Below are 26971 nucleotides of genomic sequence, written 5' to 3'. Positions count from 1 at the left end.
GACATGCATCAACGTTTGTGACCGGTGTCGAGCCGGCGTTCCGTGTACATCGAATAGCGCGACATGCCGAAGCAGAACAGCCAGAAGACGAAGGCTGCAAAGATGAGACCGGATCTCGCGGTCTGTGGCGTCGCCCAATTGGCGTCCGAGAAGTTCTGCTTGACGACGCCAAGCAGGTCAAACATCGAGATGATGATGACGAGGCTTGTGTCCTTGAACATACCGATGAAGGTATTGACGATGCCGGGGATGACCAGCTTCAGTGCCTGCGGCAGCACGATCAGCACCATCTTCTGCCAGTAGCCCAGGCCAAGCGAATCCGCACCCTCATACTGGCCCTTGGGGATCGCCTGCAGGCCGCCGCGCACCACTTCGGCCATATAGGCGGCGGCAAACAGCGAGACGCCGATCAGCGCCCTGAGATATTTGTCGAACGAAACCCCGGCGGGCAGAAACAGCGGCAGCATGACGCTGGCAAAGAACAGAACGGTGATCAGCGGGATGCCGCGAACGAACTCGATGAAGACCACGCACAGTGTCTTGACGATCGGCATCTTGGAGCGCCGGCCGAGCGCCAGCACGATGCCCATCGGCAGCGACACGGCAATGCCGACAAAGGACAGGCTCAGCGTCACCAGCAGCCCGCCCCATAGCTGGGTCTCCACATGCGGCAGGCCGAAGATGCCGCCGACCAGGAGCACGAACGCGATGATCGGCAGTGCCAGGAATAGAAGAATGGCGTTCAACCCCTTCCGCGGCACGCGTGGCATCAGCAACGGCACCAGCAGCGCCACGAACAGGACGGCGACCAGGATCGGCCGCCAGCGCTCTTCCAGGGGATAGCGGCCAAGCATCAACTGGCCGAACTTCGCGTTGACGAAGGCCCAGCAGGCGCCTGACCAGCCGTCCGGCTGGATGCCGCCTTGCGCCACCGTGGCGCATACAGTCCGGTCCGGCCCCGTCCACTGGGCGTTGATGAAGGCCCAGTTGACGACGGGCGGCACGATCATCACCACCAGCGCAATAGCCACTACAGTCAGGATGACGTCGCCCACCGAACCGATCAGGTTCTTGCGAACCCAGGCCAAAGGCCCCCGCACGCCGGCCGGGGCTTGTTGAGCGAGTGCCATTTCGGTCCGCACCCAGGAGGTATCATGTTCCTGCATGGTCTTACCTCTCCACCAGCGCCATCCTGGCGTTGACCACATTCATCACCGCCGACGTCACCAGGCTGATGATGAGATAGACGACCATCATGATCAGCACACCCTCGACCGCTTGACCGGTCTGATTCAGCACTGTGCCGGCGATCGCCGTCAGGTCGGGGTAACCGATGGCAATGGCCAGCGACGAGTTCTTTGTCAGGTTGAGATACTGGCTGGTCAGCGGCGGGATGACGATCCGCATGGCTTGGGGAACGACGACAAGCCGCAGGATAGATCCCGGCCGCAGCCCCAAGGCGCCAGCCGCTTCGGTCTGACCCTTGCTGACGCCGAGAATGCCGGCGCGCACGATCTCGGCGATGAAGGAGGCCGTGTAACAGGACAGCGCCAAATAGAGAGACAGGAACTCCGGCCCGATCTGAAAGCCTCCGGTCAGGTTGAAGGTCGATTGTTTTGGAAAGTCGAAGCTCAAGGGAAAGCCGCTCAGCGCATAGGCCAGGAGCGGAAGGCCGACGATCAGCGCCGCCGAAGTCCAGAATACGGGAAACTGCTGGCCGGTTGCCATTTGCCGCTGGCGTGCCGTGCGCGCGACAAAAAAAGCCATGGCGATGCCGACAAGCAAGGCGACAAACATCAGCCAGGAGCCGTCGCCCCAGATAGCGCGCGGAAAATAGAAACCGCGTTGGTTGAGGAAAGAGCCGAACGGCAAATTGAAACTGTCGCGAGGCGCCGGCAGTACCGCGAGCACGCCTGAATACCAGAAGAAGATCACCAGCAGCGGCGGGATGTTGCGGAACACCTCGACATAGACCGTGCAAATCTTGCGAACCAGCCAGTTGCGCGATAACCGGCCGACGCCGACAATGAAGCCAATGATGGTCGCGGTGATAATGCCGGCAACGGCGACGATAATGGTGTTGATAAGCCCGACGACAATGGCCTGGCCATAGGTCGAATCGGAATCATAAGCGATGGGCCTGACTGGAATGTCAAAGCCTGCTCGGTTGTTCAGGAAGCCAAAACCGGAAGTAATATGCAGGCGCTGCAGGTTGACGATGACGTTGTGGACGATCCACCAGACGCCCGCCACCAGCAAGATGACAACCACCGCCTGGAAGAAAAACCCGCGGACTTTCGGATCGTTGATGAAGGAACCGCGGCTCGGCTCCTCGCGAAGAACTTCCTGCGACGCCATTGCTCATCCCCTGGAAAGAGAAACCGGAAGGCAGATGATCTGCCTTCCGGATCACATTTCGATCAGCGGATCGGCGGTGCGTATTGCAGGCCGCCCTTGGTCCACAGCGCATTGATGCCTCGCGCGATCTTCAGCGGGCTGCCGGTGCCGACATTGCGCTCGAACATCTCACCGTAATTGCCGACTGCCTTGACGATGTTGACGACCCAGTCATTGCTCACGCCAAGGTCGGTTCCGATCTTGGTTTCGGCTTCCTGACCGAGCACGCGCTTGATCTCCGGATTATCCGAGGTCTTCATCTCTTCGACATTGGCCTGGGTGATGCCCAGTTCCTCTGCCTGCAACAGGGCGAAGTAGGTCCACTTGACGATGTGGTACCACTGGTCGTCCCCCTGGCGTACGGCGGGGCCGAGCGGCTCTTTGGAGATGATCTCGGGCAGCACAACATGGTCGGCCGGCGCACTCAGCGTCAGGCGGATGCCATAGAGGCCGGATTGGTCGGTGGTGTAGACGTCGCAGCGGCCGGCGTCATAGGCAGCGTTGACCTCTTCCAGCTTTTCGAAGACGACCGGGTTGTACTCCATCTTGTTCGCCTTGAAGTAATCGGCGAGGTTGAGCTCGGTGGTGGTGCCGCTCTGCACGCAGACTGCCGCACCTGAAAGCTGCAGCGCCGAATTGACGCCAGGCAGTTTCTTGGCGTTGATCATGAAACCCTGGCCGTCATAATAGGTGACGCCGATGAAGTTCAGGCCAAGCGCGGTATCGCGATTGATGGTCCATGTGGTGTTGCGCGACAGGAGATCGATCTCGCCCGACTGCAACGCGGTGAAGCGCTCCTTGGCGCTGAGCGGCGTGAACTTGACCTTGGAGGCATCGCCGAAGACTGCACCAGCGACAGCGCGGCAGAAATCCGCGTCGATGCCTTTCCAATCGCCTTTGTCGTCAGGCGCCGAGAAGCCGGCCAGGCCCGTCGAGACACCGCACTGGATGAAGCCCTTCGCCTTGACGGTATCGAGCGTTGTCGCCGACGCGGCCGAAGCCATCCATCCAAGCGCAGCGGCACCGAGAATGCCAATTGCAATATGTTTCATAACCCACAGACCCTTTTCTGTTTTCAGGTAAACCCTGATCCTCAGGCAAATCCTGATCTTTTCCCGCGTGAACCCGGCTCCCATCCGGCTCATTCCGGAACCTCGCGTCGTAACCGACGCCCGGCCCCTCCCATTCACGAACTGCATCGAAGGCGATTATCTCTGTGAGGTCAAGGGAAATGACCGTTTCACGACAGCTTTGAAAACCAATTGCCGCAAATGCCTGAATTGCGGACAACACCCTCAGGAAAGCAGCAAGCCCCGCAAACAAAAACGGCAAAGTCCGTCGACGCTAATCCACATCCACTCATGAAATCCGCGGCTCTGGATTGCCACGCGTTCCAGACTATTCATAGGGGAATTGGCCTATGCAAAGGGCACCGCGTGGCGGGCGCCCGCTGTTGCACGACCAATGCCGCCGCTCTATGGCTAGCGCTTTCACCACAAGGCGAAGAGCAATGGCGACTGACGGCAACGAAATGGGTATCAACACGCGGCTTGCCCATTCGGGCAACAATCCGCACGACTATTTCGGCTTCGTCAATCCGCCGATCGTGCATGCCTCGACCGTGCTCTATCCCAATGCGTCGGTGATGGCGGCGCGCAGCCAGAAATACACCTATGGCACACGCGGCACGCCGACCACCGATGCGTTGGCGCATGCGATCGACGCGCTGGAAGGCTCCGCCGGCACAATAATCGTGCCGTCGGGCCTGGCGGCGGTGACCGTCCCGTTGCTGGCGTTTCTCTCGGCAGGCGATCACATCCTGATTGTCGATTCCGTCTACCATCCGACCCGCAATTTCGCCGACACGATGCTGAAGCGGCTGGGTGTCGAGGTCGAGTATTACGATCCGCATGCCGGCGCCGGCATCGCCAGCTTGATCAAGCCGAACACCAAAGTCGTGTTTACGGAATCACCGGCCTCCAACACCTTCGAGGTGCAGGACGTTCCGGCGATCGCCAAGGCGGCGCATGAAACGGGCGCCATCGTCATGATGGACAACACCTGGGCAACGCCGCTCTATTTCCGTCCGCTCGACCACGGCGTCGATATCTCGATCCATGCGGCGACGAAATATCCGGCCGGGCATTCGGACGTGCTGCTGGGCACAGTGTCTGCCAATGCCAACTGCTGGAAGCAGCTTTGCGAGACGTTCTACACGATGGGCTGCTGCGCCGGCCCCGACGACGTCTACCAAGTCCTGCGCGGCCTGCGCACGATGGGCGTTCGGCTGGATCACCATCAAAAGAGCGCGCTTTCGATTGCCGCCTGGCTTGAAGGCCAGCCCGGCGTGGCCCGCGTGCTGCACCCGGCGCTCCCCAGCCACCCCGACCACGCGGTGTGGAAGCGTGATTTTTCCGGCTCGAGCGGCATCTTTTCCATCGTGCTCAAAGGCGGCGGCCAGAGACAGCAGCATGCCTTCCTCGATGCGTTGAAAATCTTCGGTCTCGGCTATTCCTGGGGCGGCTATGAGAGCCTTGCCGTGCCGGTCTTCCTCGGCGACCGTACCGTCGCCAAGGGCCCCTATGACGGCCCGCTGATCCGGCTGCAGATCGGGCTCGAGGATGTCGAGGACCTCAAGGCCGATATCCTGCGCGGGCTGGAAGCGGCCGCTGCGGCATGACACCAGCAAACTTGCCAAGCTGATTCCGCTAGCCGGCTAACCCGTTTAAAGGATTGGCGAGCGACTTTCGTAGGACGATCGACCTCGCAAAGCCGCTCATGGGTCGACCAAGCGCAATGTTATTTCCCCAACGCGCGCTTTTTCGGATCGGTTTGACTTTCAAAATCGTCGGGCCAACGCCATTGCAGGCGCTGCGCGCACAATTCCAGCCGGACTGAGCTTGCCATGGCCTTTCGTCTCTTTGTCCCCATTCTCGCCGGCGCGACGCTGCGCGAGCGCCTCATCGCCTGCATCGGGGCGATGATCGGCATTGCGCTGACCGGCGCGATCGGCGCGCTGGTGCTTGGCAATGGCCCGCATGTGCCGCTGCTGGTGGCGCCGATGGGGGCGTCGGCGGTGCTGCTGTTCGCGGTGCCTGCAAGCCCGCTGGCGCAGCCATGGTCGATCATCGGCGGCAATACAATATCGGCGCTGGTCGGCGTGATCGTGGCCCATTTCGTCCATCAGCCCGTTCTCGCCACGGGCATTGCCGTGGCGATGGCGATCGCCGCCATGTCGTTCTCGCGCTGCCTGCATCCGCCGGGCGGAGCCGCCGCACTGACCGCCGTGCTCGGCGGGCCGGCCGTGATCGGTGCCGGCTTCCTGTTTCCGTTCGTGCCGGTGGCGCTGAACTCCATGATGCTGGTCGCGCTCGGCTATGCTTTCCACAGGCTGTCGCGACGCAGCTACCCGCATGTGCCGGCCCCTGCCCCGAAAAGCACGCACGGAACCAGCGATCCGCCGGCTCAGGAGCGCATCGGCTTCCGGGCCGAGGACATCGATGCCGCGCTGGCTGCGCTCGACGAGACCTTCGACATCGACCGCAACGATCTCGAACAACTGCTGCGACAGGTCGAACTGCAAGCGACGATGCGCGCACACCGAACCATGTTGTGCGAGGACATCATGTCGTGCGACGTGATTTCGGTCGATGAACACGCGTCCGCCGATCGGGCGCGTCATCTGCTGCTCGACCACAATATCCGCACGCTGCCGGTTGTAGACAAGGACGCCAGGCTGGTCGGCACCGTTGGATTGAGGGAATTGGCGCGAGCCGACGAAGCCGTCGGAAGCGTTACGTCGACAGCGTCGACCGCCGCCGCCGGTACGCCCGCCATGGCCCTGCTACCGGTGCTCACCGACGGCCGCACCCATGCAGTCATCATCGTGGACGGGGACAGCCGCATCCTTGGCCTGATCACGCAGACCGATCTGCTTGCGGCAACGGCACGAGCGCAGGCTGCTGACAAGCCGCTGGCGGAAGCAGTATTCTAGGCGCCGTCGGACCCGGGCGAAAATGGCCGGGAACCTTTTGCCGGCGATGTCATCCAATGTCTTGATCGAGGTTTCGAACGGGGATTGGATCGAGGAACTGGCCATGCCTGCTATGTCTCTACCAATGCCCACTGCTGCCTCAAGCGAGATGCTTCTCGTGCGCCGCGCGCTGGCACGCGAAGGCAACGCCTTCCGCATCATCATGAAGACCCATAATCAGCGGCTCTATCGCATCGCTCGCGGGGTGGTGCGCAACGATGCCGAAGCCGAGGACATCGTCCAGGAGGCCTATGTCAGAGCCTTTGCCCATCTCGATGCCTTTCGCGGGGAGTCCTCATTGGCCACCTGGCTGTCGCGCATCGTCATCAACGAGGCGCTCGGCCGTCTGCGCAAAAGGCGGCGGACGGTGGCGAAAAACCCGCAAGCCGAAATCATCCAGTTCCCCCTCAATCCCAGCGACGATCCGGAGCGGACGATGGCGCAGCGGCAGATCCTCGAGTTGGTGGAACGGGCGACCGACAGCCTACCCGATGTTTATCGGACGGTGTTCGTGGCGCGGGTTATCGAGGGGCTCAGTATCGAGGAGACCGCCGAGCTGCTTGGCGTGCGGCCGGAAACCGTCAAGACAAGGCTACACCGCGCCCGCGCCCTGGTACGCAAGGCACTCGACGACCAGATCGGGCCGGTGCTGCTCGACGCCTTCCCGTTTGCCGGCCGGCGCTGCGACAGGCTGACCAGCGCCGTCATGCAGCGGCTCGGCCTGGAGAGCTGATCATCGGCTGATTTGGCCGATTTCCCCGGGAACGTTTGCCGCCGCTGCGCATCCAATGACCGTCAACTCAAAAACATGGCCCGGCGCGATCCCGCGTCCGGGCGAAGGAGATGCCATGCTTACCCGACACACCGCCGCCCTCGCTGCCTTGCTGCTGCTTGGCGCTGCCCCGCTCGCGCAAGCCGCCGACAAGCCGACGGACCCGCAGATCGCCCACATCGCCTACACGGCAGGCGTCATCGATGTGGAAGCCGCCAAGCAGGCGATCAAGAAATCGAAGACCAAGGAGGTCGTGGATTTCGCCAACGACATGGTGCGCGACCACGAAGCGGTCAACGCGCAGGCACTGGAACTGGTAAAGAAGCTGAAGGTGACGCCGGAAGACAACGCAACCAGCCAGGCGCTGACCAAGGCTGCGGCCGAGGAGCGGGCGAAGCTCGCCAAACTCGACGGCGCAGCCTTTGACAAAGCCTATGTCGACAACGAGATCGCCTACCACAAACAGGTCGACGGCGCGCTTGAAACCCTTTTGATCCCATCGGCCAGCAATGCCGAGTTGAAGAGCCTGCTGGAGACCGGCCTGAAGATTTTCCAGGGCCATGAACAGCACGCCGAGCATGTTGCAGGTATGCTGAAGTAAGGACCAGGCCATGTCGAAACGGCAGCTGTGGATTGCACTGGCGCTGGTCTTCGGGACCTCACCCGTGCAGGCCGAAACCATCCAGGTCACCATCGACAAACTTGTCTTTTCGCCGGCCACCGTCGACGCGAAGGTCGGCGACACGATCAAGTGGGTGAACAAGGACGTGTTCGCACATACGGCTACCGTCAAGGGTGGCTGGGAAGTGATGATCCCGCCGAAGACAACAGCGAGCCTGACCCTGCGGAAGGCGGAAGCGGTCGAATATTTCTGCCGCTTCCACCCCAACATGAAAGGTCATGTGGCCGTGACGGCGCCTTGATCCAGGTCCGCAAGCCCGTCCTGCTGCGTTGAGGCTCACCTGGCTTCATCCGGCCGGGTGATGTGCGTCCACGAGCCGTCACAGCCCGGCTGGCGCCGTGCGATCCAGGCATCCAGCCCTTCGCGCAGATCAGCGGTCGGAGCCATGCGGGCGAACTGCTCGGCCTCGACAGCCAAGCCTTCCGCGATGCTCTGGTTCAGGCCCCGCGCCACTGCTGTGAGGATCGAGGCAATTGCTGCAGGAGAATGCCTGGTCATGCGCCGGGCGAGATCAATTGCGGCGGGCATCAGCTCCTCATGCGGCACCACCTGATTGACGAGGCCGAGTTCGAGGGCGCGCGGCGGCGGGAACCAATCGCCGGTCAACAGCAGCTCGAGCGCCCTCTTGCGCCCTGCCAGTCTCGGAAGCCGCTGCGTGCCGCCGAAAGCAGGCGGCATTGCAAGGTTGATCTCAGGCTTGGCGAACAAGGCGCGGTCGCTGGCGATAGCGAGCGGCACGGCTTCGGTGATCTCGCAGCCGCCGCCGAAGGCGATGCCGTTGACGGCGGCGATGACGGGCTTGCGGAATGCCTCCAGCCTTGCCGTCAGCCGCTGTCCGCGCATGACGAAGTCGCGCAGGGCAACGTCGACGCCGATGGCCACGCTGCCTGAGAATTCATGGATGTCGCCGCCGGCGGAGAAGGCGCGCTCTCCTGCTCCAGTGAGGATGACGGCGCGGATGGCATCGTCGGTCTCGGCGGCATCGAGGAGCGCAAGCAGGCGATCAATCAGCGCATAGTTCAAGGCGTTGAGCTTCTCCGGCCGATTAAGTGTGAGGATGGCGATCCCGTTGCGGGCCCCGGTGAGCACAAGCTCGGTCATGTCTTTTCCTTCCCTGTGTTTGTCGACGGAGAGGATCAGGCTTTCGGTTGTATGTATATTCACTAGTCGGTATACTTGCGTATGAGCGAAGCACCAAGCCCTACCCGCAAACGCATTGTCGATGCCGCAACGAAGCTGTTCTATGCCGAGGGGATCGGCCGCGTCAGCGTCGATGCAGTGGCGGAAAAAGCCGGGCTGACCAAGCGCACGCTCTACTATCATTTCAAGAGCAAGGACGATTTGATCGCGGCCTATCTCGACGGTCGCGACCAGCCGAACCTCAAGCAGATGGCCGGCTGGTTCGAGATGGCCGAAGGCGATGTCGAGCGCAAGGTCGAGGCGATTTTCACCAATCTGGCGCGCGTGGCGAAGCACCCGAAATGGAGAGGCTGCGGCTTTCTGCGCACGGCAGCCGAACTCGCTTCCATGCCCGGACACCCGGCCGTTAAAGCGGGGGCGCGGCATAAGCAGAATTTCGAGACCTGGCTGGCCGGCGAACTCACAGGCCACGGCGTCGACGAGCCGCAGACCCTGGCGCGCGAAATCGTGCTTTTGATGGACGGAGCGTTCTCGATCATGCTGATCCACCGCAACCCCGACTATGTCGAGGCGGCCGGACATGCCGCTGCAACGCTGGTTCGAGCAAGGTCAGGATCGGCGACTATCCGCTAGAGCGTTCACCGTTTAATGGAGACGGCGAAACACGCTATCTCTTTGACGCAATTCCGGACGGAGAACCACTTCACACTTTTCGTGGAGTTGCTCTAGAATCCAGCCGCCAGCCATGCCGTGCCGACGGCAAGGGTGAGCAGCGTCAGTGGCAGGCCGACCTTGAAGAAGGCTGAGAAGGACAGCTGCGTGCCGGCCGCCCGCGCCTGTTCGGCGACGATCAGGTTGGCGACCGAGCCAAGCAAGGTGAAGTTGCCGGCCAGCGTCGAGCTCATCGCCACCACCAGCCAGGCACGCCCGGGGTTCTCAAGGCCGGGTATGAATGGCCGCAGCGCCAGCACGGCCGGAACATTGCTCATGATGTTGGAGAGCACCGCGGTGAAGCCCGATAGACGCCAGACGTCGTCGAGCCCGAGGTTCTTGCCCGAGGCGATGATGTCGGGCGTCAGCAGCGTCTTTTCGGCGCCGGCGACAACGATGAACAGGCCGGCGAACATGAACAGCAGCGGGCCGTCGATCTCGCGGTAGATGCGTGCCGGCTTGATGGCGCGGGTGAGCAGCAGGATGGCGCCGCCGATGAGCGCTGCCTTGGCAACCGGAACGCCGGCGAAGAAGGCGATGGCCAGGCCGATGCAGACAACCACCGCCTTCAGCACCTGTCCCGGCAGCATGCGGCCGCGATAGACTTCCGGGTTGAGATCGGCGGTGCGGGCGAATTCGGCGCGGTAGACGATGCGCACGATGACGACGACCGCGACGAGGCCGAAGAGGGCAACCGGCGCCAGGGCGGCCGAAAAAGCTGGGTAGGAAATTCCCGACAGCGCGCCGATGACCATGTTCTGCGGGTTGCCGGTGATGGTGGCGACGCTGCCGCAGTTGGACGCGGTGGCGGTGGCGATCAGATAGGGAATGGGATTGCGGTTGATGACACGGGTGACGTGGACGACGATCGGCGCCATGACCAGGCAGATGGCGTCGTTGACCAGGAACGCCGACAGCACGCCGGTCAACAGCGTCACCATCACCAGCAGCACGAAAGGCGCGTGCGCATGCTCGATAGCGTAGGCGCCAAGCGCCCGGAAGGCGCCGGACACCTTCAGATGCGCCACCACGATCATCATGCCGAGCAGCAGCGTAATGGTGTCGAAATTGATGGCGCGATAGGCATCTTCCATACTGAGTGCGCCGATGGCGATCATCGCCGCACCCCCCAGCAAGGCGATCCCTGCCCGGTCGAGACGGAGGCCTGGAATACGCCCGATTGCGACGCCGGCATAAGTCAGGACAAGGATCAAAAGTGCCGCTGCGCCCATCAATGTCATTGGCAGACATCCTTGTCCAAACGAACCGACGCAGGAACGGACTGTTCCCGCTCAGGCATTTGCCGGGCAGCTTTAACGCCGCTCCAGCAAAGCGAAAGCCTATAACGATCCGAATGCGAAAATCGGTGGGCAAAATCGCGGGTTGACCGATGCCGGGAGCAACCGGAGCTTGATCTTGAGACGGCCGAGATTGGGAATGAGACACGCGCGGCGGACTGCCGGTGGCCTGAGATTGCCATCCGCGAACTTCCCCTCGGAAGGCTCTCGTGGCGTATGTAATTAAATTCTAATTTAGGCTTTCCGGGTATGGATAGCTTAGCCATGTTTCGGCCTTGGGGTTTCAGATGGTCCAGGCTCTTGAGAGGGAATGCCGTGTCTCGGAAAACGAGGCTTTGCTGGCCCGCCCGATGGAATGTCCACAATGCCACGGAACCCGCAAGGTGTTTGTCTGTGCCCGGTGGGCGAGCTCGAACGGCCATTGCTGCCCCGGAGGAACACACCGGCTCAGTTGCCCCGGTCACAGCGTCGCGTGCATGGAGTGCGAAGAGAACCTTGAGCGTGTCTGAAGCGATCGCGACTATTTCCTGTTGGGAAAACGCAAAAAGCCCGCTCCGGCGAACCGGAGCGGGCTTTGCAACCATACGCCAAGAGTACCCTGCTGAGACCAGTACCCTGCCGAGAGCCGACCCGCTTTGCGTTTCCGCCACCGCAATAAATTGGTAGCGGCACTTCCAGAAAAAGCGATTGTTGGCTAACCGCCGTCGGATTACTCGCCCGACTGGCCGTCGCCAGTCACACTGCTGCCCAGAATTCCAAAGTCCTGAGACTTTGTTCCTTGTCCCGCAGTCAGGAATCCATCCGCATCCAGGCCGCGCCGCAGCAGTTCCCGCACTGCCGCGGACCGGCTTGGCATGCGCTTTTCGAAGCGCCAGTTTTCCAAGGCAGCCAATTCCTCGGCTGTCAGCATGATCTGCAGTCGCTCGGGTCGTTCCAGCTCGGCCATTCGCGCCTCCAACCGTCAAGACCAAAAATATGGTGAGTTAGTATGTGTCTCATTGCAGTATAGCTAGGGGTCCGCGTGCAACGCGTCAAGAGAGGCTGATGGGTGACTCACATACAAGACCAACGATGAGGAAGACACGCCGATAGCACAACCCGCGCAGTCTGCTAACTAGTTGATTTACTTGGGAATATTTTATATTCTTCTTGCCATCTGAAGGTCGTTGGCGCATCTTGATCACGACGCGACAACCGGCTCCTGAAAGGAAGGTTTCCATGCGCTACGGATATTCGGCTCGGCTACGGGAGGATCTCAATTCACGGGTCCTGGGCGCGCTGCGCTCGCGCGGAATGGTCAATATTGCGGTGGTTGCCGAGGACATACGATTGCGTAACCTGGACGAGAACGTCGCCCTTGAAGATGTCGAGCGGCTTGTGATGCAGACGGCCCAACTCTACGGCGCGGTGATGGAGTTGGACGGACTGACCTCCGTCGAGGCGGGGAGATTGACTTCGCTTGCCGACGATAAGCACGAACTGCCTGGCATCGGCAATTCCGACACCACAGGCGGCCAAACCGCTCCCCTGCTGGGATTGTCCTAAGGCGCGACCCGCTCTTTCAATCGACAAAATCCGCGAGAGAGATTTGGACCGAGCGCAGCGGCGCTTTGAGCGTCCAGACGACGCCTTGTTCCCCAAATTCCAGTTGTCCGGTGCCGCTAAGCGCTTGTGGCGCAACCCGCTGGAGGACGACGGAGCCAAAACCGCGGCGCGTCGTCCCACTCAGGTTCGGCCCACCCAATTCACGCCAGATCAAGCTAAGGGTATCGGTGCCGTCGGTTGCCGGCGCCGTACCCCATTCGATTTCGACTCGTCCGCCGTGACCTGACAGTGCTCCATGCTTTGGCGAATTGGTGGCCAGTTCGTGGAAAGCGATGCCGAGATACTGCACGGCATTCGGGCGAAGTGTGATCACAGGCCCAGCCAGCGACAAACGGTCCTGCGCCGCGAAAGCTTTGAGTTGCGCCTTGATCAGGTCGCCGATGCTGGCGCCGCGCCATTCGGCGTCGACCAAGAGATCGTGCGATTGCGAAAGCGCCGAGATGCGCTCTCGCACCCTGCTCGAGGAATGTCGTCGGATTGCCCGCCGATTTGCTCGTCTCGCGGATCATTGGAATGATGGCCGGATGCGGGCTTCGTCGGCTTGCGTTTGCGTGCGCAGATCAAGCAGCTGTTGATGGCGCCGACAATTTCGCCCGATCCGTCGCGGAGCAGGCGTGGGTGGGCTTTAAACGGAATAAGTTCGCCGTCCGGCCGCTCTGCCTGCAATGGCCTGGTCCCACGTGATATCGTGTCCTTCAACCATGGAAACGGCCATCGGGCACTCAGCATGCGCCATCGGCCGACCATCGAGGTGACGGAGTTTCCACGAGCCGCACCACAGGTCTCGGCCAAGACCGGACGATGCCCCCAAATGTCGGCAGCGGCCTCGTTGTAGAACGTGATGCGGCCGTTTTTGTCGGAACCTCGTCAGCCCGGGGCGGTTCGCCCAGCCTGACCCAGCAACAAGTCGCCTGGAAACCGTGTCGCCGATGGCAAACGACAACCATTACGGCAAACAGACCTGATCGGCATCCAGCTTCAAAGGCCGCGGAACGTGGTTTCGCGGCCTTTACGCTGCGCCGATGGCTTCGCATCGACAGGAACCAATCGAGGGCCAGAGCGTTTGCCGCTGCGTACTATTCTCAGACGTAGCCAGACGGAGTGAGGGACATGGCTTCATCGGTACTTATCGGCATTCTGATCACTTTCCTGGTGATCATCCTGGTGCTCTATCTCGTCCAGCGTCTGCCGCTCGATGGCCGCACGAGGCAGATCGCGCAGATCGTTGTCATCATTATCGGCATTATTTCGCTGTTGAAATACCTGGCCGTATTTTAGGATAAGGGTCGCCATGACATCCCAAACAATCGCATGGATCATCGGAACGGCGTTGTTTGCCGCAACAAGCACGGCCTACGCCCGACCCGACACGCGTTCGATGACCTGCGAGGCGACGCAGCGCCTCATCCAGAGCCATCACTCGGCGGTGTTGACGACCGGCCGGAATACTTATGATCGCTATGTCCGCCAATACGGCAACGAGTGCGACTGGCCGGAGGTGCCGGTCGCTGCCTCCGTTCCGACACGTGATGGCCAGTGCCGTGTCTATTGGTGCCGGGAACCGGTATTCGATTTCCCGAACTGACATATCCAGCAGCCTTGCGGCGGTCGTCGCCATGGCGCTGCCGGGTCCAGACAATGCATTGCGCGAGGCGACATGGAACCGTTGCGCCGCGCGTGAATTGATTGTGCGCATGGCGCTGCAAGATGTAGCGGTGTGATGCCCAACCAGATGGAGGAGCGGTCATGCCCAATGATACAAGGCGGAGCGGCAGCTGCCTGTGCGGCGGCATCCAGTTTTCGGTGACGGGAGATCCCTTTCGGATTGGCCTTTGCCATTGCAAGGACTGCCGCAAGGCTAGCGGGTCGGCTTTTTCGGCGTTTGCAGTGTGGCCGCTCGAGGCGTTCGAAACGACGGGTATCGTCAATAGCTACGGCGACAGAAGTTTTTGTCCCACCTGCGGCGGCCGGGTCCCTTTGGTTCGTGAGAATGAGGTGGAAGTGACGATTGGCAGCCTCGATGAGGTGCCCACCGAAGGGCTGGAGCCCAGCTATGAACTCTGGGTCAATCGCCGTGAGCACTGGTTGCAACCCTTGCCTGCCGCCCGGCAATTCGAGCACGACCGGGTCGATGACGAGCCGACAAACCGGACAGCCGAACCGATTTCTGACGGTGTCGAGACGCCGTCTAGCTTGCCGCAACGCAAGTCGGCCTAGCGCGAGCGGCGCAGAAAGCAGGCAGGCAGGAAATTCATTCTCGAAACCGCCCGATGCCGACAGGACCGGGTCCGACAACATTTCACCCGGTAGAAGCCAAACGCAAAAAGCCCGCCTTGGCGTCAAGCCAAGGCGGGCGGTAGATCATCCGGCCTGCGCTGCCGTGGAACGATGGGTTGGCCAAAGCCCTGGGCTGAGACCCGGTGCCGTTTGTAACCGGCGATTGACTACGGAGCGGCCCCGGTCAGCTGGAATTCGTCTTGTGGTTGCAACGATGCTACGTTTTGTTTCGAAACGAGAGCCTAAGGCCACGCAATATCGTTACGTCAACTATGCTGTCCAAGTATCTCGTGGTGTGAACTGAAGGAATCTTCCTGTCTTGTACAAAAGAACGCTTTGTTTATTTTCTTTCCGTCAAATAGTGTAGCGAATCTTGAAGCCGGATGGGGCGGCTTTCATGCAGCCAGCGCCTTCGCAGGATCGCGGTCCGCACTTGCAATATCCACTTCACGGCAATCTTCATGCAAGCATAGCCAGCGCAAAGTTCATACGCAGACGTTGGGGGAGCACCGATGGACCAGCCGAGCAAAATGGAGAACCTGCAGTTCGCGCAAGGGATACTGCGGGAGCTTAGGCAGAAAGCCGAAGCCGACGGCGAGAAGCTTCTGACTTATCTCATCGACATGGCCTACCTTGAAGCCAGCGACCGCATCCGTGCACATTGGGTCGGCAATCACGAGCCCGAAAGCCGCAGGGCCATGGGGTAACCGAAACGCGGCGACGGTTGCCCCCACGGGGCGTTTTTAACCAGACGCCTGGGGCCGGCGAGACCATTGGTCAGTTGGCGATACCGGCTGAGATGTCAGCCAGAGCCTCCCTCACCCGAGTTTCGCTGATGCCCCGCGTGTCCTTGACCCAGCTGGGCGTCGAAAGCGGTGGTTCGATAAAGCGAACATGGTTGTTTACGGGCCCATGCACATAGGGGCGATTCAGCCCGTAGATGAGCGCGCATGGGACGTTCAGGGCAGCGGCGGCGTGGGAAATCCCGCCATCAACCCCGAGGAACATGGTCGACGCAGCGATCTGGCACATCGCGTCAGCAATCGACGGGGTCGAGGTGAAGTCGATTGCCTCAGGAATGGCGGCCCGGATTTTTGCGGCACCGGCGTGCTCGCGCGGTCCGCCTACAATCCAGATTGCCCAGCCGCGATCATGATGGTCTCTGGCGATCGAAATGAAGCGCTCGACGGGCCATGAGCGGAAGTTCTCAATGTCGGCAGTATAGAGCGCCAGGGCCGGTCGGCCGGCATCGATCTTCTTGTACTGGCGCCAATCGTCCAACTCGGCCGGATCGACCACAAGCCGGGGCGCCGGCCACTCTGCGCCCGCAGCCGGCTTTTCGCCAAGCGAGGCAATCGAGCAGACCTCCTCGAAGAGCCGCGTCTTGCGGGGTCCGAAGGCCCATAGATGCGCCAACCAGCCGGCGGGGAAGCGATTGAGGAGGCCGAATTGCAACTCCTGCGGATAGCCGATGCGCTCCTCTATTCCGGCCATGAACGCCATCAGCGCCGCCTTGGTGCTGCTGGTCATCAGATAGGCCGTACGGTAATTTTCCTTGCGCAACTCGCCAACCAGGCGGCTGCGCTCGCCAAAACCGGGGCGCTGATGACGCTTGGCAAGCGCCCAGCCCTTCCTGACATGCGGCATCAGGCGCGCCAGCGGCGCTGCAACGGGCGAGGTGACGACATCTATGGGGCGATCAGGAAATCGCGCGGCAATGATCTGGATGGCGGAATGGCAACGGACGAAGTCGCCGACCGCGGGGAAGCCGACGAAGAGGATTGGATCGCCGGTCGTCAAGGAAGCGCTTCGCCGTCAAGGATGCGGGCATAGAGATCCAGATAGCCGCGCGCCGCTTTTTGGATGGGAAATCTCGTCGCGGCCGATTCGCGGCATTGCTGAGGCGTAAGGTCGGCGACGGCCTCGAAAGCGGCCGCAAATTCTTCATCGGTCTCAAAGAAGCGCCCGCTGTCGGCATCGACCGTCTCGGGCAATGCGCCTCGCGTCGTCGTCAGGACCGGAGTGCCGCACAACATGGCTTCGACCGGTGCGTTGCCGAACGGCTCCTCCCAGGCGATGGGGTTGAGGAAGGCTCGCGCTTCGCCGAGAAGGCGAAGCTTCGGCTCGCCGTCAACGATTCCGTGGAAACGGTATCGCCTGCCAAGGCTCTTGAAAAACAACCCTTCGCGGCGGGTCTGACTTCGGCCCAGCAGTTTCCAACGCGAGCCACCGGCGATATCTAGACCGAAATCGAATTTTTTGGCGAGATCGACGGCGCGGTTGAGGCCTTTGCTTGATCGTGCAATGCCGGCGAGAAATAGCAGGCGGTCGCCCTTTGCAGCCGACAAACGATAGGCGTCCACCGGAAAGCCATTGTAGACGAATGTCTCGCGCCCATGCTGGCGGGCATGATTGGCGCTGATAAAGCTCCAGTTCGCAACTGGCATGGGCTGGTCCGGCATAAAGCCGCGCTGCGTATTCAGCGTTGGAAATGGCACCTCGACGGGCCAACTATGGGTGTGGACGATTTGCGTGTCGCGCGGAATGGCTGCCCGGCATTCGGCATCGGTCGAAGCGTGCCGGACTTCGAAGAGCGGGTGGCTGGAGCCAGGGCCAGCGATCACCACGACTTCGTGTCCGAGACGAACCATCTCCGTGGCCAGCCATTCGACCTGACGCTGAATCCCACCGTAACCTCGGCAGGGTATTACGCCCTTCAAAACGAGCGTCACCCGCATTGACCTTGCCTCACAATGCTCTCAAGACGGCCCAGTTGCGTCACGGGCTGGGCATTGTCAAGGTCGCGCCAGAAACGCAAAAAGCCGCGGCGGCCTCGACTGGGTTACGGAATCGTTAATCAGCGCTTGCTACTATGCCGGATGACCAAGAATCTCGGCAATGCGCCCACGACCATCTCCAGGCAACAGCGAAAGACCTCCGCTCTTGGTCGGCTGGCGCCCGCCCTGTTTCCCCTTTTGGTCGTCGCGCTTGGATACATGATCGGCCGGCAATTCTTCGGCTTCTAGGGCGACTCGACTCGTCTACCCGCGCACGGTTAAGCCTCGCGCCTCGCCGGGGATGCAGTCAATGTCCACCCAACCTCCAAAATCACCGGCGGCACGTACGCCGCTACCTACTGCCCCGCACGTAAGCAAATTTTGTGCAATCACGGGAACGTGATATTCACTGATCGCCGGACAAAGGGGGCGCTGATGAGGTGTCTGGTGATCAATCTTGATCGTTCTCGCGATCGGCTGGCGCATGTCGCGTCCGAGTTCGGCCGGATCGGAGTACCATTTGAGCGTGTCTCCGCCATTGATTGCCCCGATTGCTGCTCTGTCGCCAAAAGCCCGCTGAGCGCTGCTGAGGTTTGCTGTTTTCTGAGCCACCGCTCGTGTTGGGAGATCGTTGCGAACGGCGCGGATCAATATGGCGCGGTTTTCGAAGACGACGTCGTTTTCGGCGCTGGCGCCGGCTCGCTGCTTGCTTCCGATCGATGGGTGCCACGCGATGCCGATGTGATCAAGCTGGAAACGCATTTTGCCAACGTGAGGGTCGGACGCAAGGAAGTCGCTCTCGATGATGGGTTTTCGCTTGCCAGACTTTATGGCCTGCACGCGGGCGCCGCAGGCTATGTCCTCTCCAAATCGGCAGCGCAAAGATTGCTGCGCAGGACCATGCATCTGAGAGGAGAGGTCGACTTCGTTCTTTTTCACCCAGGATTCATGACCTGCTCGCTCAACCGAATCTATCAGATCATGCCGGCGCTTTGCGCACAACACCATTTTGTTTCGGGACGAGAGCGCTTTCTAAGCCTCGTGCGACGGCCCGGGAGGCGGCCAAAACCGTTTCTCGATCGAATTGTTGGAGAAGCGGTGCGAACCTTCGCCTATCTTCGAAACCAGAGCCTGACCGGAACAAAGAAGATCGAGGCCGTCGCGTTCTCAGGCTCTGAGGTCGACGGCAAACCCGTCCACGGCGCGTTCGTCTATGGGCAGCCCGAGCACGGCCACCTCTACGAGGCGGCCGGCATAGCGATCGCGCGGAAGAATAGTTCGGCCGCCAGACAAGCAGACGATAGCGGCTGCGTTACGAAACAGCCTTTTCGCGGACCGGAAGCTTCCAGCCCGGCCTGACAAAGTGGCAGGTATAGCCGTTGGGGTATTTCTCGAGATAGTCCTGATGCTCTGGCTCCGCCTCCCAGAAATCGCCCGCCGGCGCAAGCTCGGTGACGACCTTGCCCGGCCACAGTCCAGAGGCATCGACATCGGCGATGGTGTCTTCGGCGACGCGCTTCTGCTCGTCGCTGGTGTAGAAGATCGCAGAGCGATAGCTCATTCCGACATCGTTGCCCTGGCGGTTCCTGGTGGTCGGATCGTGGATCTGGAAAAAGGATTCGAGCAATGTGCGAAAGCTGATCCTGGCCGGATCGAAAACGATCTCGATGGCTTCGGCATGGCTGCCGTGGTTGCGATACGTGGCGTTGGGCACATCGCCACCGCTATAGCCGACGCGGGTAGAGATCACGCCGGGATAGCGCCGGATCAAATCCTGCATGCCCCAGAAACAGCCGCCGGCAAGGACTGCACGTTCGGTGGACGTCGCCATATCATACCTCCATTGGATTGCTCCTTAGGTAGGCATTGTCGCTGGCTTCTTCCAGCATCTCAAGTGCATCACTCGTTGCCGGCCGAGCCGAACCGCCGCACGATGACCTCGAAGACGATGTCGGAAATCCACATGGCCGAGACGCCGATCAAAAAGGCGGCGGCGAGCGTCGTGGTATCGTCGGCCGGATCGGGGAGGCATGCCGGTTGCCCTGAACCAGGCGACGGCAGGCAGCGTCAGATACGCAGCCGCCAGCGCCCCGCAGATCGGCGAGGCAATCATCTCGCGCAGCTTGTAGCGATGGCGCGACAGTGCTCGCAGCACGCCGCCGGCTAGCCCGGCGGCGACGACCGGCCCCTTGATGCCGAGCATGTCGAAGAGGTCGTGCATCGGCTAAGGCCTCCATCCGCAGAGCTTTTGTCCCTTGCGGTTGTGCGCCAGGAGCGCTCTCGCCTCGGCGTCCGACAGGACGTCGACGGCTTCGGCCGAAAGGCGCAGCGGGCTCGAAATCGCGCAGAAGCCGCCCGAAGCAGTCGTGCACCCGGCAAGCGCCACAAGCAGCGCAAGCATCAGTCCCTTGCCCATGATTTCAGCTCCTTTCGAACAGCGTCCGCCGGCAGTGCGCCGACGTCGTTCTGCACCTGCTCAGCGACCGCGCGCGCCGCGGCCTCAGCGGCCGCCAGTTTGCCGCGCTCGGCCCTGGCGCCGGCCAGCCGCTGGTGAACGCCCCAGCAAAGGGCGGCGATGACCGATGCCAGGAAGCCCAGCAGCGCTTTGTTGCCAAGCAGGACGGCGAGGAGCGCGCTCACAGCAGCCACCCGGCGACAAGCCCGGCGGCAAAGCCGATAGCATAGGGTTTCGCGGCTTCGAGATAGGCGATGAGCAGTTGTTGAAACCCTTCCATGTCAGTGCTCCCGTGGAGCCGCCGGCATCGAGATTGTCGATATAGGCCGCGGTCACCAAGGCAGCGCTCGCATTGTTCAGCCGCAAGGTGCCGTTGCCCGGATCGGCGTCGGCTGTGGTCGTGGAAAAGGTGTAGCCGAGCGCCGCCACCGAGGTTGATGCCGCCGCAGCACTGGCCGCCGCATTGGAAGCGGAGGTCGCAGCATTGGTGGCTGAGGTGGAAGCCGCGGTTGCCGAGCCCGAGGCAGCGCTCGCCGAACCGGCTGCAGCTGTAGCCGAGTTGCCTGCGTTGGTGGCGCTGGTCGCCGCGCCCGATGCCGAGCCGGAAGCCGCCGTTGCCGAATTGCCGGCATTGGTGGCGCTGGTCGCGGCTGTTGTGGCGGAGCCGGCGGCGGCCGTGGCCGAACCCGCGGCGGCGCCGGCCGAGGTGCCGGCATTGGTGGCGCTGGTGGCGGCAGCGTTCTTCGAGGTGAGCGCCGCAGCGGCACTGGCGGCAGCAGCGCTGGCCGCGCCCACCGCATCGCCCAGCGTGTCCTCCGACAGGTAAAAGGCGATCGTGACCGCGTCGGTGCCGATCACCGGATCGAACGTTTCGAAAACATAGACGAAGTCGGCCGAGACCGCGCCCTGCTGAACATGCACCGTCGTGCCCTTCTGCATGGTGCGGCTGGTGCGGGCATCGGCGGCACGGAACCATTGGTCTTCGCTGGCGGTATAAATGCCGTTGTCGCGGGCATCGGTCTGGTTCTTGACCAGCACGCGGTCGCCGACCTCGGCCGGCACGCCGTCGATGGTCTGCAGGCCGTAAAGGGTGATGTTGCCCGTCGTCGCCAGGCGCACGGGTTCGCGTTCGCCGGTCAACAGGCGAACGGCGGCAGTTGCAGGTCGGGCCATAAGGCTTGCTCCATGAAAAAAGCCCCGCGATAGCGAGGCTTGAGGAATCATCGAAGAATGCGATGCCACCGTCACTGCATGACGGCAACTCGGGGCGGAATTGACTGAACGTCGCGCGTTGCCGTGACGCAACGCGGGAGGGTCAACACAAGCGCACCGTCAATTCGCAGGCTGGCTCCGCTGGCGACGAGCGCGAACAAAATCCACAATGAGCCAGATCAATTGGGCACAGATGTAGAGTGAGCTATAGGACCAATTCGGTGCCCCAGTATCCGCGTGGCCGTAAGCGGCGGCGGTACAGCTGAGCCCTGCGGAAATGACGTGCGCCAGCAAGAGGCGCCAAAGACCGTCGTCCCAAAGCTTTGTGATCCACAGCAGCAAGCGGCTCAAAAGAAAAGTCGGAACCAGTGCACCGAAAACAGCCGCAGCATAACCTGCACCCATGTAACCCCCAAGCAGCACCCTGCGTTAACTAGTGACTTCCATCGTAAGCAGATTCCCCGGCGCTTCTCAGCCGCCCCTGAGATTTACCGGCGTCCCCGGCGGAAGCCCTTTCACCTTGGCTATGACCTGGCCCATAATGTGCCAGTAGACTTCCAGATCTGTCAGTTCCTGGTTTGAGATGTCATCCTCTCCCCCAAGGAACAGCGGTTTCTTGTAGCCGATGCACTCATCAAAGGCAGGCTGCGCGCCCCCAGCCGAAAGCCAGTCCTCCACGTATATATTGGCCGTCAGCGCCGCATCGGGATTTTCAATGAGGAGCGCATCGTGGAACGATTCGATATTCGCCGGGACCTCAAGTATCTCAGCTGTTCCGGGCTCAAACATGAGGACACCGGGTTGCCCTTCCTCCAGCCGCTGCGTGTCGAGCGCAAACGCAGTGCCCTGCCAGTCGTAACCAAAGCAGGTGATTCGCCCGGCAGCCTCGGGAAAACCGAGGTTGACCCTCGCGTTCCAGGCTGGGAGATCCTGTGCCCTGATGATGCGATACAAACCTTGCTTGAATGAAGCACCGCCCAAGCTGGTGAGCAATTCATTCAGCCCCGATATCCCCGAGTCCCGAAGAGGATTCCCGTCCGTCGGCACCCTACTTTCGACGGGGTAATTTTGTCGGAATGTCTCGAACATCAGCGCGCTCCTATCGTGACCTTATTTATGGCAGTGCCAATAGGTAAGTCTTTTATTTGCTTCCATATCTGCGCACCCAGACTTCGATTGACGCTCGAATCCAATATGGCGAAATTGGATAAGACATGAGCACCTCCCAATTGCAGATCAATGACATGGTCAATGTCGTTGCCGAATGGAATTAATGAACCTGCCTTCTTAAAGATTTTTCTGGCGGACTTCCCTATGCGAACCGCACGGCTAACCACAGTGGCAGCTTCCGTCAACATCTTGACTTTCAGATCTGCCGCTGCCCGCTGTGCCGCGTTCCAATGAGGCATATAGGTAAGATGCAGGTCGTGGCCAGCGGAGGCCTCGCTGGCTATAGCAGGGTCCGGCGCCGGACCAGTTGGGGTCCCTGCTGGTGAACTTGAACCAGCCTCTAGGTCTGGCTGATCTGTAGTAAGCTCTGCCGCTGCCGGCTCAGCAATTGGTTGGCGAGAGGATGAACGTCGCTTTAGCCACTCGGCGGCTTGGCGATAGACAACACCAAGGCCTTCTCCGACAATATTGCTACCAGCGCCACCAAAGAAGCCGGACGCGGCTCCGCCGTCGATGGATTCGTCGCGGCCGGTGGCTTCCACGGCCCCGTAGCCAGCGCCTTCAGCTCCCATGAGGCCCGTGCGAGCAAGGAGACCGGACAACCCCTCCATTGCGGCTGTGCCGAATCTACCGCTGAGTGTGATCCCCGCCTCTCCGAGGCCTCGGCCGGTCAAATAGGCGCCAAGCAACTCAGCCACGGTACCCGCCGACCCAGCTCGATCTCGCGCATCTTGTGTCGCGACACGCCCAGCCGCGAGTTGTTCCTCGTAGCTGCCGCCCGAGATCAGCGAATTCATGGTAGCGGCAAATTTGTCCGCGTATCCAAACGTCATCCCGTCCGCCGTAAGGCGAACGATGTCATCAAGCGCTACCAGTGCTTTGAGAGGCACCGGCAGGGCATCAAAAGCCGCCAGATTTCGGCTCACGCGCTCCTCTGCCGATACCGGAATTGCACTGTTCGCGATGCTTCGCCCTATTCGCGACTGGTTCTCGCCGGTCAGTTGCAGCGCCATGGCTGCCTGAACACCCGGATCCGAGGTACCCGCGAACAGATCGCGCAAGACCACGTCTCGCTCACGTTGTGGCACCCTTTCATCGCTCAAGGTGTCGACAAGGTCTTTGACGACAGACGCCGGCAGGGGCTGAATCTTTTTGATCCCAAGCTGCAACTGCACCGCGACAGAGCGGGCCACCGCTTTCTGATAAGCGGCCGGATCGTAACTGTCCTTGCTCGATACCGCGGGCCAGTACGCATCTGCTGTCTGGTCGATCTTGCGAACAAAATCGGCGGGATCGGCGGCGCGAGCCTGCAAAACCTGCCTCGCTGCGGACGTGGTTATGTCGAACTGTGCCTGGTCCTGCTCAAGGGTCGCACTGCCTGGTTTGGGCCTGGCCGCGAGCACCTTCGCCTCGATCGCATCCTTCGGCATCCTGACCATGTCGAATGCCTGGCCGCCGACCTTGAACGTGCGATCGAGTCCAAGAGACTGCTTTCCACCCTCCTCGACGCCATAGACCGCAGTGAGGTCTTCATCGTCCGGCTTATTTCCTGAATAGGTGCCGGTGTACATGAGGACGGTCGGCGCATTCTGGTAAGCAAGTTGGACATTGGTGCGCGCCTCGAAGAGCTGCTCCGTCATCGCGACGTTGGCCTTCTGGCCAAGTTGCTGCAGATCATACGGTGGCAGGTCAGCAATCCATGGAGCCGCCGCCCAGACGAGCTCGCCGCTGGCCTGCCTGGGGGCCGGCGTCGTTTTTACGTCCGACGTCGGTTTGCCGACGGTGTCACCCTGTGCCAGGGTACCCATCTTGCCGTCGGACCATGCGCGGGTGTCGGCGACGGACTTGCCGGCGAGGAACGGATTGGCGCGCACTACGTCCTGGCCGACGACGCTGGCGATCGGGGCGTTCGGATCGGCCTTCAGCACATTTACGGCGCTGGCCGAGCCGAGGAAATGCGCGAGATAGAGGTTGCCCGGTGTGGTCGGCACGCCACGATTGGTCAGGTATTCGGCATTGTCGCGGGTCAGCGCTGCCGTCATCTGCCTGCCGAGTGCGGCATCGCCTTTGAGCGCGATGATCTCGGACGCACTTTTGCCAGCAGCCAGGTCGGGGCGGTGCGACCGGACAGTCTGAACCCATGTTGAGTCGAGGAACTGCCCGACGCCTGAAGCGGATGAATTGGGATTCTTTGCCGCGGCATTGCCACCGCTTTCAACGCCGATGATTTTGCCCACGACCGCGTCGACCGGAGATCTCGCGACCGGCACCGCACCCAACATTTCAGCAGCGCGCTTCGGGTCCGTGGCGATCATCGCCTGAACCAGCGCCTTGGCCGAGTTGGTGCGCCAGGCGGCTTCCGCCGCTTGCCTGGCAAGCGGGTTGCCGATCTTGGCGATCAGGTCGAGCCCGCTCTGCCGGATCGCCTCGAAGTTCGCGGTGTCGTTCGGGTCGCCTTTTGCTATGGCGATGGCATTGGTCGTCAGCGTCGTGTCGACGGTGGCCTTCTCGTAGTCGTCGCGTTTGGTCTTTTGCCGCAGCGCCATGCGGTATGCGCCAACGACGCGCTTGTTTTCCTTCTCACCTGCGAAAGCGGCGCGCTGGCTTTCGGGCATCGTCCGTTTCGCATCGTCGAACAGCGTATCGTAGGCCTGGTTTCACCACCCGGCCGGCGCGCAGGTCGACCTCGCCATACATGGCTTCATGCATGCCTGCGCCATCCGCCGGCGCGTTCGCCGCCACTTCATCTTCGGCCTGCGCGATCCGCGCGTCGAAGCCGCGACGCGCCAGCTCGGCGTCGAACGCGTCCTGCTGGTCCTTCATCTGCTGGTAGCGTTCGGCAAGAGCGGAAAGGTGGTCGCCGAAACCTTGCATGGCGCCGCCGATCGGCGACCCCTGGGGATATTGCACGGCGTTGCCGGTATCGAGCCGGCGCTGGCCGACGGAAAGGGGGATGATGTGTACCATCTAGGTGTTCCCCGCCCACGGAGCCCTGAGGGCCGCACTGCCGAAGATCACGGAGCGGCCCGGCACAGCGGCGGCCGCAGCGCTTGACGCTGCCGCTTTCGTCGGGTCGTAGATTTTGGAGAGGCCGCCAACGAGCGCGCTGCCGGCGTTGAAGATTGACGCCGTCACCGCCTGCTTGCCCTGGAAGCGCGAGATGGCGGCTTGGCTGTTGAGATTGTTCTGGCGCAGCTTCGAGCCGTACAGCAGCGCGCCGAGATCCGCCTGGCCCTGCCTGGCATTCGCCGCCAGCACCTCGGTCGGCGAGCCGGCTATGCCGACGCCGGACGCGCCGGCCTGGGCGCGCGCCTGCGCCTGCAGCAGGTCCTGCTTGTGGCGCTCCTGGCCTTGCTCGAAGGCGGCGGCTTGAGCATCCGCCTGCGCCTGCTGCTCATAGGCCTTGGCCTGATAGTCGGCCATCTGCTTCGACTGCTGGCCCTCGGCCAGCGCGCCGCCGACGGAAAGAACGGTGCCGAGAAGGGCAAGTGTGCACATGGTCAGCCTCGTTCGCCCAGGGGTTTGATTGCAGGAATGGGTTTTCTCGCGGGAATGGGTTTGATTGCGGGAATGAACTTGCTTTTGACGCCGGCGACCGGCGCGCCAAGCTGCGGGCGCGGGTCGAGTGGACCGCCGGCAGCGAGCAGGGACAAAAGCAGCCGGTCGACCTGCAGCCCGGCGCGGCTGAGGCGAGCGGGTGCGGCTGCCCGTGCGCCGGCCATGGCGGCGCGGCGGGCAGCGGTGAGGTTTATCTTCAGCTCGGCGACGCTGGCGGCGTCGAACAGGCCATTGGCGGTGGCGATGGCACGGACGAGCGCATCGGCCTCGAACAGTTCCTGGCGCAGCAGCTCGACCAGCCGGGCAGCGTTGCGCCAGCGCTCGGTCAGGGTGGCGGCTTTGGCCGCAATCTCGTCGCCAAGAGCGGCAATGTCGGCGCGGGCTTCGCTCTCGGCGGCGTCGATGCGGCGCGTGTCGGCGACGCAGATGGTTTTTTCCAGCAAGGTGATGACGTCGTTGCAGGCATCGAGCGCGGCGCGCGCCGCGGCCAGGTCGCCGTCGCCAAAGACGGCCCGGTCCTCGGCCTGCTCCAGCGCGCGCCTGCGGACGACGGCGTCGTTAATGTCGGTGTCGAGCAAGGCGATGACGGCCGCGAAATCGGCAGCCGTCCGCGCCTTGCCGAGGGTCTCGGCATGGGGGGTCATTGGGGTGGGTTCCTTGGTGGGAATGGTGCGAGAATGGTGACGTCGGCGGGACAGCACCCCCCTCTGTCCTGCCGGACATCTCCCCCGCATGGGGGGAGATTGGCAGCTCGAGCAGGCTCGCCAGTCTTGCTACGTCAGCGATTAGCGAAGGCAAAGATGCCGTTGATCTCCCCCCTTGCGGGGGAGATGGCCGGCAGGCCAGAGGGGGGTGGGCGGGAGCTCGGCGTTGACTATTGCCGC

Annotated in this window: 29 protein-coding genes and 1 pseudogene; 12 read left to right on the top strand and 18 right to left on the bottom strand. The window is 61.9% G+C overall.

The window, feature by feature from the left end:
- Positions 1-8: 8 nt before the first annotated feature.
- The 3 genes from NKI96_RS28020 to NKI96_RS28010 all read right to left on the bottom strand — a co-directional run bounded on the left by NKI96_RS28020 (position 9) and on the right by NKI96_RS28010 (position 3449).
- Positions 9-1166, bottom strand: a complete 1158-nt coding sequence (locus tag NKI96_RS28020) for an amino acid ABC transporter permease (RefSeq protein WP_023700666.1) — start codon at positions 1164-1166, stop codon at positions 9-11.
- 4 nt (positions 1167-1170) lie between these two features.
- Positions 1171-2358, bottom strand: a complete 1188-nt coding sequence (locus NKI96_RS28015) for an amino acid ABC transporter permease (protein ID WP_023671481.1) — start codon at positions 2356-2358, stop codon at positions 1171-1173.
- A gap of 62 nt (positions 2359-2420) precedes the next feature.
- Positions 2421-3449 carry an amino acid ABC transporter substrate-binding protein gene (locus NKI96_RS28010; RefSeq protein WP_023671480.1) on the bottom strand — a complete coding sequence of 343 codons (1029 nt, stop codon included), beginning with the start codon at positions 3447-3449 and terminating at the stop codon, positions 2421-2423.
- Between the two features lie 458 nt (positions 3450-3907).
- Here NKI96_RS28010 and NKI96_RS28005 point away from each other — a divergent pair, with 458 nt between their 5' ends.
- From NKI96_RS28005 to NKI96_RS27985, 5 genes are all read left to right on the top strand, one after another.
- The gene (locus NKI96_RS28005; RefSeq protein WP_023694677.1) at positions 3908-5077 is read left to right on the top strand and encodes a cystathionine beta-lyase; all 1170 of its coding nucleotides are present in this window, start codon (positions 3908-3910) and stop codon (positions 5075-5077) included.
- Positions 5078-5302: 225 nt separating this feature from the next.
- Positions 5303-6391 (top strand): HPP family protein, encoded by a 1089-nt coding sequence (locus tag NKI96_RS28000; RefSeq protein ID WP_023808295.1) that lies wholly within the window; start codon positions 5303-5305, stop codon positions 6389-6391.
- A 103-nt stretch (positions 6392-6494) separates the two neighbouring features.
- Positions 6495-7163: an RNA polymerase sigma factor gene (locus tag NKI96_RS27995; protein WP_023705692.1), complete on the top strand. Its 669-nt coding sequence runs from the start codon at positions 6495-6497 to the stop codon at positions 7161-7163.
- A gap of 115 nt (positions 7164-7278) precedes the next feature.
- A complete protein-coding gene (locus NKI96_RS27990) occupies positions 7279-7803 on the top strand; it encodes a DUF4142 domain-containing protein (RefSeq protein ID WP_023821205.1) in 525 nt (174 codons plus the stop codon).
- A 10-nt stretch (positions 7804-7813) separates the two neighbouring features.
- Positions 7814-8125 carry a cupredoxin domain-containing protein gene (locus tag NKI96_RS27985; protein ID WP_023689894.1) on the top strand — a complete coding sequence of 104 codons (312 nt, stop codon included), beginning with the start codon at positions 7814-7816 and terminating at the stop codon, positions 8123-8125.
- Between the two features lie 35 nt (positions 8126-8160).
- Here NKI96_RS27985 and NKI96_RS27980 read toward each other — a convergent pair whose 3' ends face one another.
- Entirely contained in the window at positions 8161-8985 is an 825-nt protein-coding gene (locus NKI96_RS27980) for a crotonase/enoyl-CoA hydratase family protein (protein ID WP_023694673.1), read from the bottom strand.
- 81 nt (positions 8986-9066) lie between these two features.
- Between NKI96_RS27980 and NKI96_RS27975 the strand changes: the two genes are divergently transcribed.
- Positions 9067-9657 (top strand): TetR/AcrR family transcriptional regulator, encoded by a 591-nt coding sequence (locus NKI96_RS27975; RefSeq protein ID WP_023694672.1) that lies wholly within the window; start codon positions 9067-9069, stop codon positions 9655-9657.
- 92 nt (positions 9658-9749) lie between these two features.
- On the opposite strand, the gene NKI96_RS27970 is transcribed toward NKI96_RS27975, so the two are convergent.
- Complete coding sequence (locus tag NKI96_RS27970; protein WP_031209159.1) at positions 9750-10976, bottom strand: anion transporter; 1227 nt, start codon at positions 10974-10976, stop codon at positions 9750-9752.
- Between the two features lie 766 nt (positions 10977-11742).
- A complete protein-coding gene (locus tag NKI96_RS27965; protein ID WP_023671471.1) occupies positions 11743-11979 on the bottom strand; it encodes a hypothetical protein in 237 nt (78 codons plus the stop codon).
- Between the two features lie 272 nt (positions 11980-12251).
- On the opposite strand from NKI96_RS27965, the gene NKI96_RS27960 reads away from it, so the two are divergent.
- Entirely contained in the window at positions 12252-12578 is a 327-nt protein-coding gene (locus NKI96_RS27960) for a hypothetical protein (RefSeq protein ID WP_023712723.1), read from the top strand.
- Positions 12579-12594: 16 nt separating this feature from the next.
- Here the strand turns inward: NKI96_RS27960 and NKI96_RS27955 are convergent, their stop codons facing one another.
- Complete coding sequence (locus NKI96_RS27955) at positions 12595-13050, bottom strand: sensor histidine kinase (RefSeq protein ID WP_245260556.1); 456 nt, start codon at positions 13048-13050, stop codon at positions 12595-12597.
- Between the two features lie 698 nt (positions 13051-13748).
- On the opposite strand from NKI96_RS27955, the gene NKI96_RS27950 reads away from it, so the two are divergent.
- The 4 genes from NKI96_RS27950 to NKI96_RS27935 all read left to right on the top strand — a co-directional run bounded on the left by NKI96_RS27950 (position 13749) and on the right by NKI96_RS27935 (position 15622).
- Positions 13749-13916, top strand: a complete 168-nt coding sequence (locus NKI96_RS27950) for a Thivi_2564 family membrane protein (protein ID WP_023694668.1) — start codon at positions 13749-13751, stop codon at positions 13914-13916.
- A 13-nt stretch (positions 13917-13929) separates the two neighbouring features.
- Positions 13930-14223 (top strand): hypothetical protein, encoded by a 294-nt coding sequence (locus NKI96_RS27945; protein ID WP_023694667.1) that lies wholly within the window; start codon positions 13930-13932, stop codon positions 14221-14223.
- A gap of 161 nt (positions 14224-14384) precedes the next feature.
- Positions 14385-14855 (top strand): GFA family protein, encoded by a 471-nt coding sequence (locus NKI96_RS27940; protein WP_023715175.1) that lies wholly within the window; start codon positions 14385-14387, stop codon positions 14853-14855.
- A 572-nt stretch (positions 14856-15427) separates the two neighbouring features.
- A complete protein-coding gene (locus NKI96_RS27935; RefSeq protein WP_023684343.1) occupies positions 15428-15622 on the top strand; it encodes a hypothetical protein in 195 nt (64 codons plus the stop codon).
- A gap of 70 nt (positions 15623-15692) precedes the next feature.
- On the opposite strand, the gene waaF is transcribed toward NKI96_RS27935, so the two are convergent.
- Both waaF and NKI96_RS27925 read right to left on the bottom strand, forming a co-directional pair.
- On the bottom strand, positions 15693-16715 hold the full coding sequence (waaF, locus tag NKI96_RS27930) for a lipopolysaccharide heptosyltransferase II (RefSeq protein ID WP_023694666.1): 1023 nt from the start codon (positions 16713-16715) through the stop codon (positions 15693-15695).
- A complete protein-coding gene (locus NKI96_RS27925; protein WP_023808296.1) occupies positions 16712-17653 on the bottom strand; it encodes a glycosyltransferase in 942 nt (313 codons plus the stop codon). Before NKI96_RS27925 ends, waaF begins: the two co-directional genes overlap by 4 nt.
- Positions 17654-18139: 486 nt before the next feature.
- Here NKI96_RS27925 and NKI96_RS27920 point away from each other — a divergent pair, with 486 nt between their 5' ends.
- Positions 18140-19051: a glycosyltransferase family 25 protein gene (locus NKI96_RS27920; protein ID WP_023808297.1), complete on the top strand. Its 912-nt coding sequence runs from the start codon at positions 18140-18142 to the stop codon at positions 19049-19051.
- On the opposite strand, the gene msrA is transcribed toward NKI96_RS27920, so the two are convergent.
- The 9 genes and pseudogenes from msrA to NKI96_RS27875 form a co-directional block, all read right to left on the bottom strand.
- Positions 19005-19523, bottom strand: coding sequence for a peptide-methionine (S)-S-oxide reductase MsrA (gene msrA, locus NKI96_RS27915; RefSeq protein ID WP_023694663.1), 519 nt, complete (start codon positions 19521-19523; stop codon positions 19005-19007). The genes NKI96_RS27920 and msrA overlap by 47 nt on opposite strands.
- 68 nt (positions 19524-19591) lie before the next feature.
- Positions 19592-19913, bottom strand: a pseudogene (locus NKI96_RS27910) (hypothetical protein).
- Positions 19914-19916: 3 nt separating this feature from the next.
- Positions 19917-20108, bottom strand: a complete 192-nt coding sequence (locus NKI96_RS27905; RefSeq protein WP_023671459.1) for a hypothetical protein — start codon at positions 20106-20108, stop codon at positions 19917-19919.
- 84 nt (positions 20109-20192) lie between these two features.
- Positions 20193-21320, bottom strand: coding sequence for a hypothetical protein (locus NKI96_RS27900; protein WP_352807199.1), 1128 nt, complete (start codon positions 21318-21320; stop codon positions 20193-20195).
- A 510-nt stretch (positions 21321-21830) separates the two neighbouring features.
- The gene (locus NKI96_RS27895) at positions 21831-22448 is read right to left on the bottom strand and encodes a T6SS immunity protein Tdi1 domain-containing protein (protein ID WP_352807196.1); all 618 of its coding nucleotides are present in this window, start codon (positions 22446-22448) and stop codon (positions 21831-21833) included.
- The gene (locus tag NKI96_RS27890) at positions 22448-25144 is read right to left on the bottom strand and encodes a lytic transglycosylase domain-containing protein (protein WP_352807193.1); all 2697 of its coding nucleotides are present in this window, start codon (positions 25142-25144) and stop codon (positions 22448-22450) included. Before NKI96_RS27890 ends, NKI96_RS27895 begins: the two co-directional genes overlap by 1 nt.
- Positions 25110-25496, bottom strand: a complete 387-nt coding sequence (locus NKI96_RS27885) for a hypothetical protein (protein WP_352807190.1) — start codon at positions 25494-25496, stop codon at positions 25110-25112. The genes NKI96_RS27890 and NKI96_RS27885 overlap by 35 nt, the downstream gene beginning before the upstream one ends.
- Positions 25497-26027, bottom strand: a complete 531-nt coding sequence (locus NKI96_RS27880; protein WP_023747773.1) for a hypothetical protein — start codon at positions 26025-26027, stop codon at positions 25497-25499. It abuts the gene before it with no gap.
- Between the two features lie 2 nt (positions 26028-26029).
- Positions 26030-26731, bottom strand: a complete 702-nt coding sequence (locus NKI96_RS27875) for a hypothetical protein (RefSeq protein WP_023739173.1) — start codon at positions 26729-26731, stop codon at positions 26030-26032.
- Between the last annotated feature and the right edge of the window lie 240 nt (positions 26732-26971).

The organism is Mesorhizobium sp. M0292, assembly GCF_040321695.1.
In the GTDB taxonomy this organism is placed as follows: domain Bacteria; phylum Pseudomonadota; class Alphaproteobacteria; order Rhizobiales; family Rhizobiaceae; genus Mesorhizobium.
Note: the sequence above shows the minus strand (reverse complement) of the source record. Positions and strands in the feature narration are given on the sequence as shown.

Bases quoted from the DNA above. Each gene is read 5' to 3' on its own strand.
- NKI96_RS27950 (WP_023694668.1), top strand. From the start codon at position 13,749: ATGGCTTCATCGGTACTTATCGGCATTCTGATCACTTTCCTGGTGATC.
- NKI96_RS27970 (WP_031209159.1), bottom strand. From the start codon at position 10,976: ATGACATTGATGGGCGCAGCGGCACTTTTGATCCTTGTCCTGACTTAT.
- NKI96_RS27895 (WP_352807196.1), bottom strand. From the start codon at position 22,448: ATGTTCGAGACATTCCGACAAAATTACCCCGTCGAAAGTAGGGTGCCG.
- NKI96_RS27875 (WP_023739173.1), bottom strand. From the start codon at position 26,731: ATGACCCCCCATGCCGAGACCCTCGGCAAGGCGCGGACGGCTGCCGAT.
- msrA (WP_023694663.1), bottom strand. From the start codon at position 19,523: ATGGCGACGTCCACCGAACGTGCAGTCCTTGCCGGCGGCTGTTTCTGG.
- NKI96_RS27985 (WP_023689894.1), top strand. From the start codon at position 7,814: ATGTCGAAACGGCAGCTGTGGATTGCACTGGCGCTGGTCTTCGGGACC.
- NKI96_RS27945 (WP_023694667.1), top strand. From the start codon at position 13,930: ATGACATCCCAAACAATCGCATGGATCATCGGAACGGCGTTGTTTGCC.
- NKI96_RS27890 (WP_352807193.1), bottom strand. From the start codon at position 25,144: ATGCCCGAAAGCCAGCGCGCCGCTTTCGCAGGTGAGAAGGAAAACAAG.
- NKI96_RS28015 (WP_023671481.1), bottom strand. From the start codon at position 2,358: ATGGCGTCGCAGGAAGTTCTTCGCGAGGAGCCGAGCCGCGGTTCCTTC.
- NKI96_RS27965 (WP_023671471.1), bottom strand. From the start codon at position 11,979: ATGGCCGAGCTGGAACGACCCGAGCGACTGCAGATCATGCTGACAGCC.
- NKI96_RS27905 (WP_023671459.1), bottom strand. From the start codon at position 20,108: ATGGGCAAGGGACTGATGCTTGCGCTGCTTGTGGCGCTTGCCGGGTGC.
- NKI96_RS27880 (WP_023747773.1), bottom strand. From the start codon at position 26,027: ATGTGCACACTTGCCCTTCTCGGCACCGTTCTTTCCGTCGGCGGCGCG.
- NKI96_RS27885 (WP_352807190.1), bottom strand. From the start codon at position 25,496: ATGGTACACATCATCCCCCTTTCCGTCGGCCAGCGCCGGCTCGATACC.
- NKI96_RS27995 (WP_023705692.1), top strand. From the start codon at position 6,495: ATGCCTGCTATGTCTCTACCAATGCCCACTGCTGCCTCAAGCGAGATG.
- NKI96_RS28020 (WP_023700666.1), bottom strand. From the start codon at position 1,166: ATGCAGGAACATGATACCTCCTGGGTGCGGACCGAAATGGCACTCGCT.
- NKI96_RS28010 (WP_023671480.1), bottom strand. From the start codon at position 3,449: ATGAAACATATTGCAATTGGCATTCTCGGTGCCGCTGCGCTTGGATGG.
- NKI96_RS27980 (WP_023694673.1), bottom strand. From the start codon at position 8,985: ATGACCGAGCTTGTGCTCACCGGGGCCCGCAACGGGATCGCCATCCTC.
- NKI96_RS27900 (WP_352807199.1), bottom strand. From the start codon at position 21,320: ATGGCCCGACCTGCAACTGCCGCCGTTCGCCTGTTGACCGGCGAACGC.
- NKI96_RS28005 (WP_023694677.1), top strand. From the start codon at position 3,908: ATGGCGACTGACGGCAACGAAATGGGTATCAACACGCGGCTTGCCCAT.
- NKI96_RS27960 (WP_023712723.1), top strand. From the start codon at position 12,252: ATGCGCTACGGATATTCGGCTCGGCTACGGGAGGATCTCAATTCACGG.
- NKI96_RS27925 (WP_023808296.1), bottom strand. From the start codon at position 17,653: ATGCGGGTGACGCTCGTTTTGAAGGGCGTAATACCCTGCCGAGGTTAC.
- NKI96_RS27975 (WP_023694672.1), top strand. From the start codon at position 9,067: ATGAGCGAAGCACCAAGCCCTACCCGCAAACGCATTGTCGATGCCGCA.
- NKI96_RS27940 (WP_023715175.1), top strand. From the start codon at position 14,385: ATGCCCAATGATACAAGGCGGAGCGGCAGCTGCCTGTGCGGCGGCATC.
- NKI96_RS28000 (WP_023808295.1), top strand. From the start codon at position 5,303: ATGGCCTTTCGTCTCTTTGTCCCCATTCTCGCCGGCGCGACGCTGCGC.
- NKI96_RS27990 (WP_023821205.1), top strand. From the start codon at position 7,279: ATGCTTACCCGACACACCGCCGCCCTCGCTGCCTTGCTGCTGCTTGGC.
- NKI96_RS27935 (WP_023684343.1), top strand. From the start codon at position 15,428: ATGGACCAGCCGAGCAAAATGGAGAACCTGCAGTTCGCGCAAGGGATA.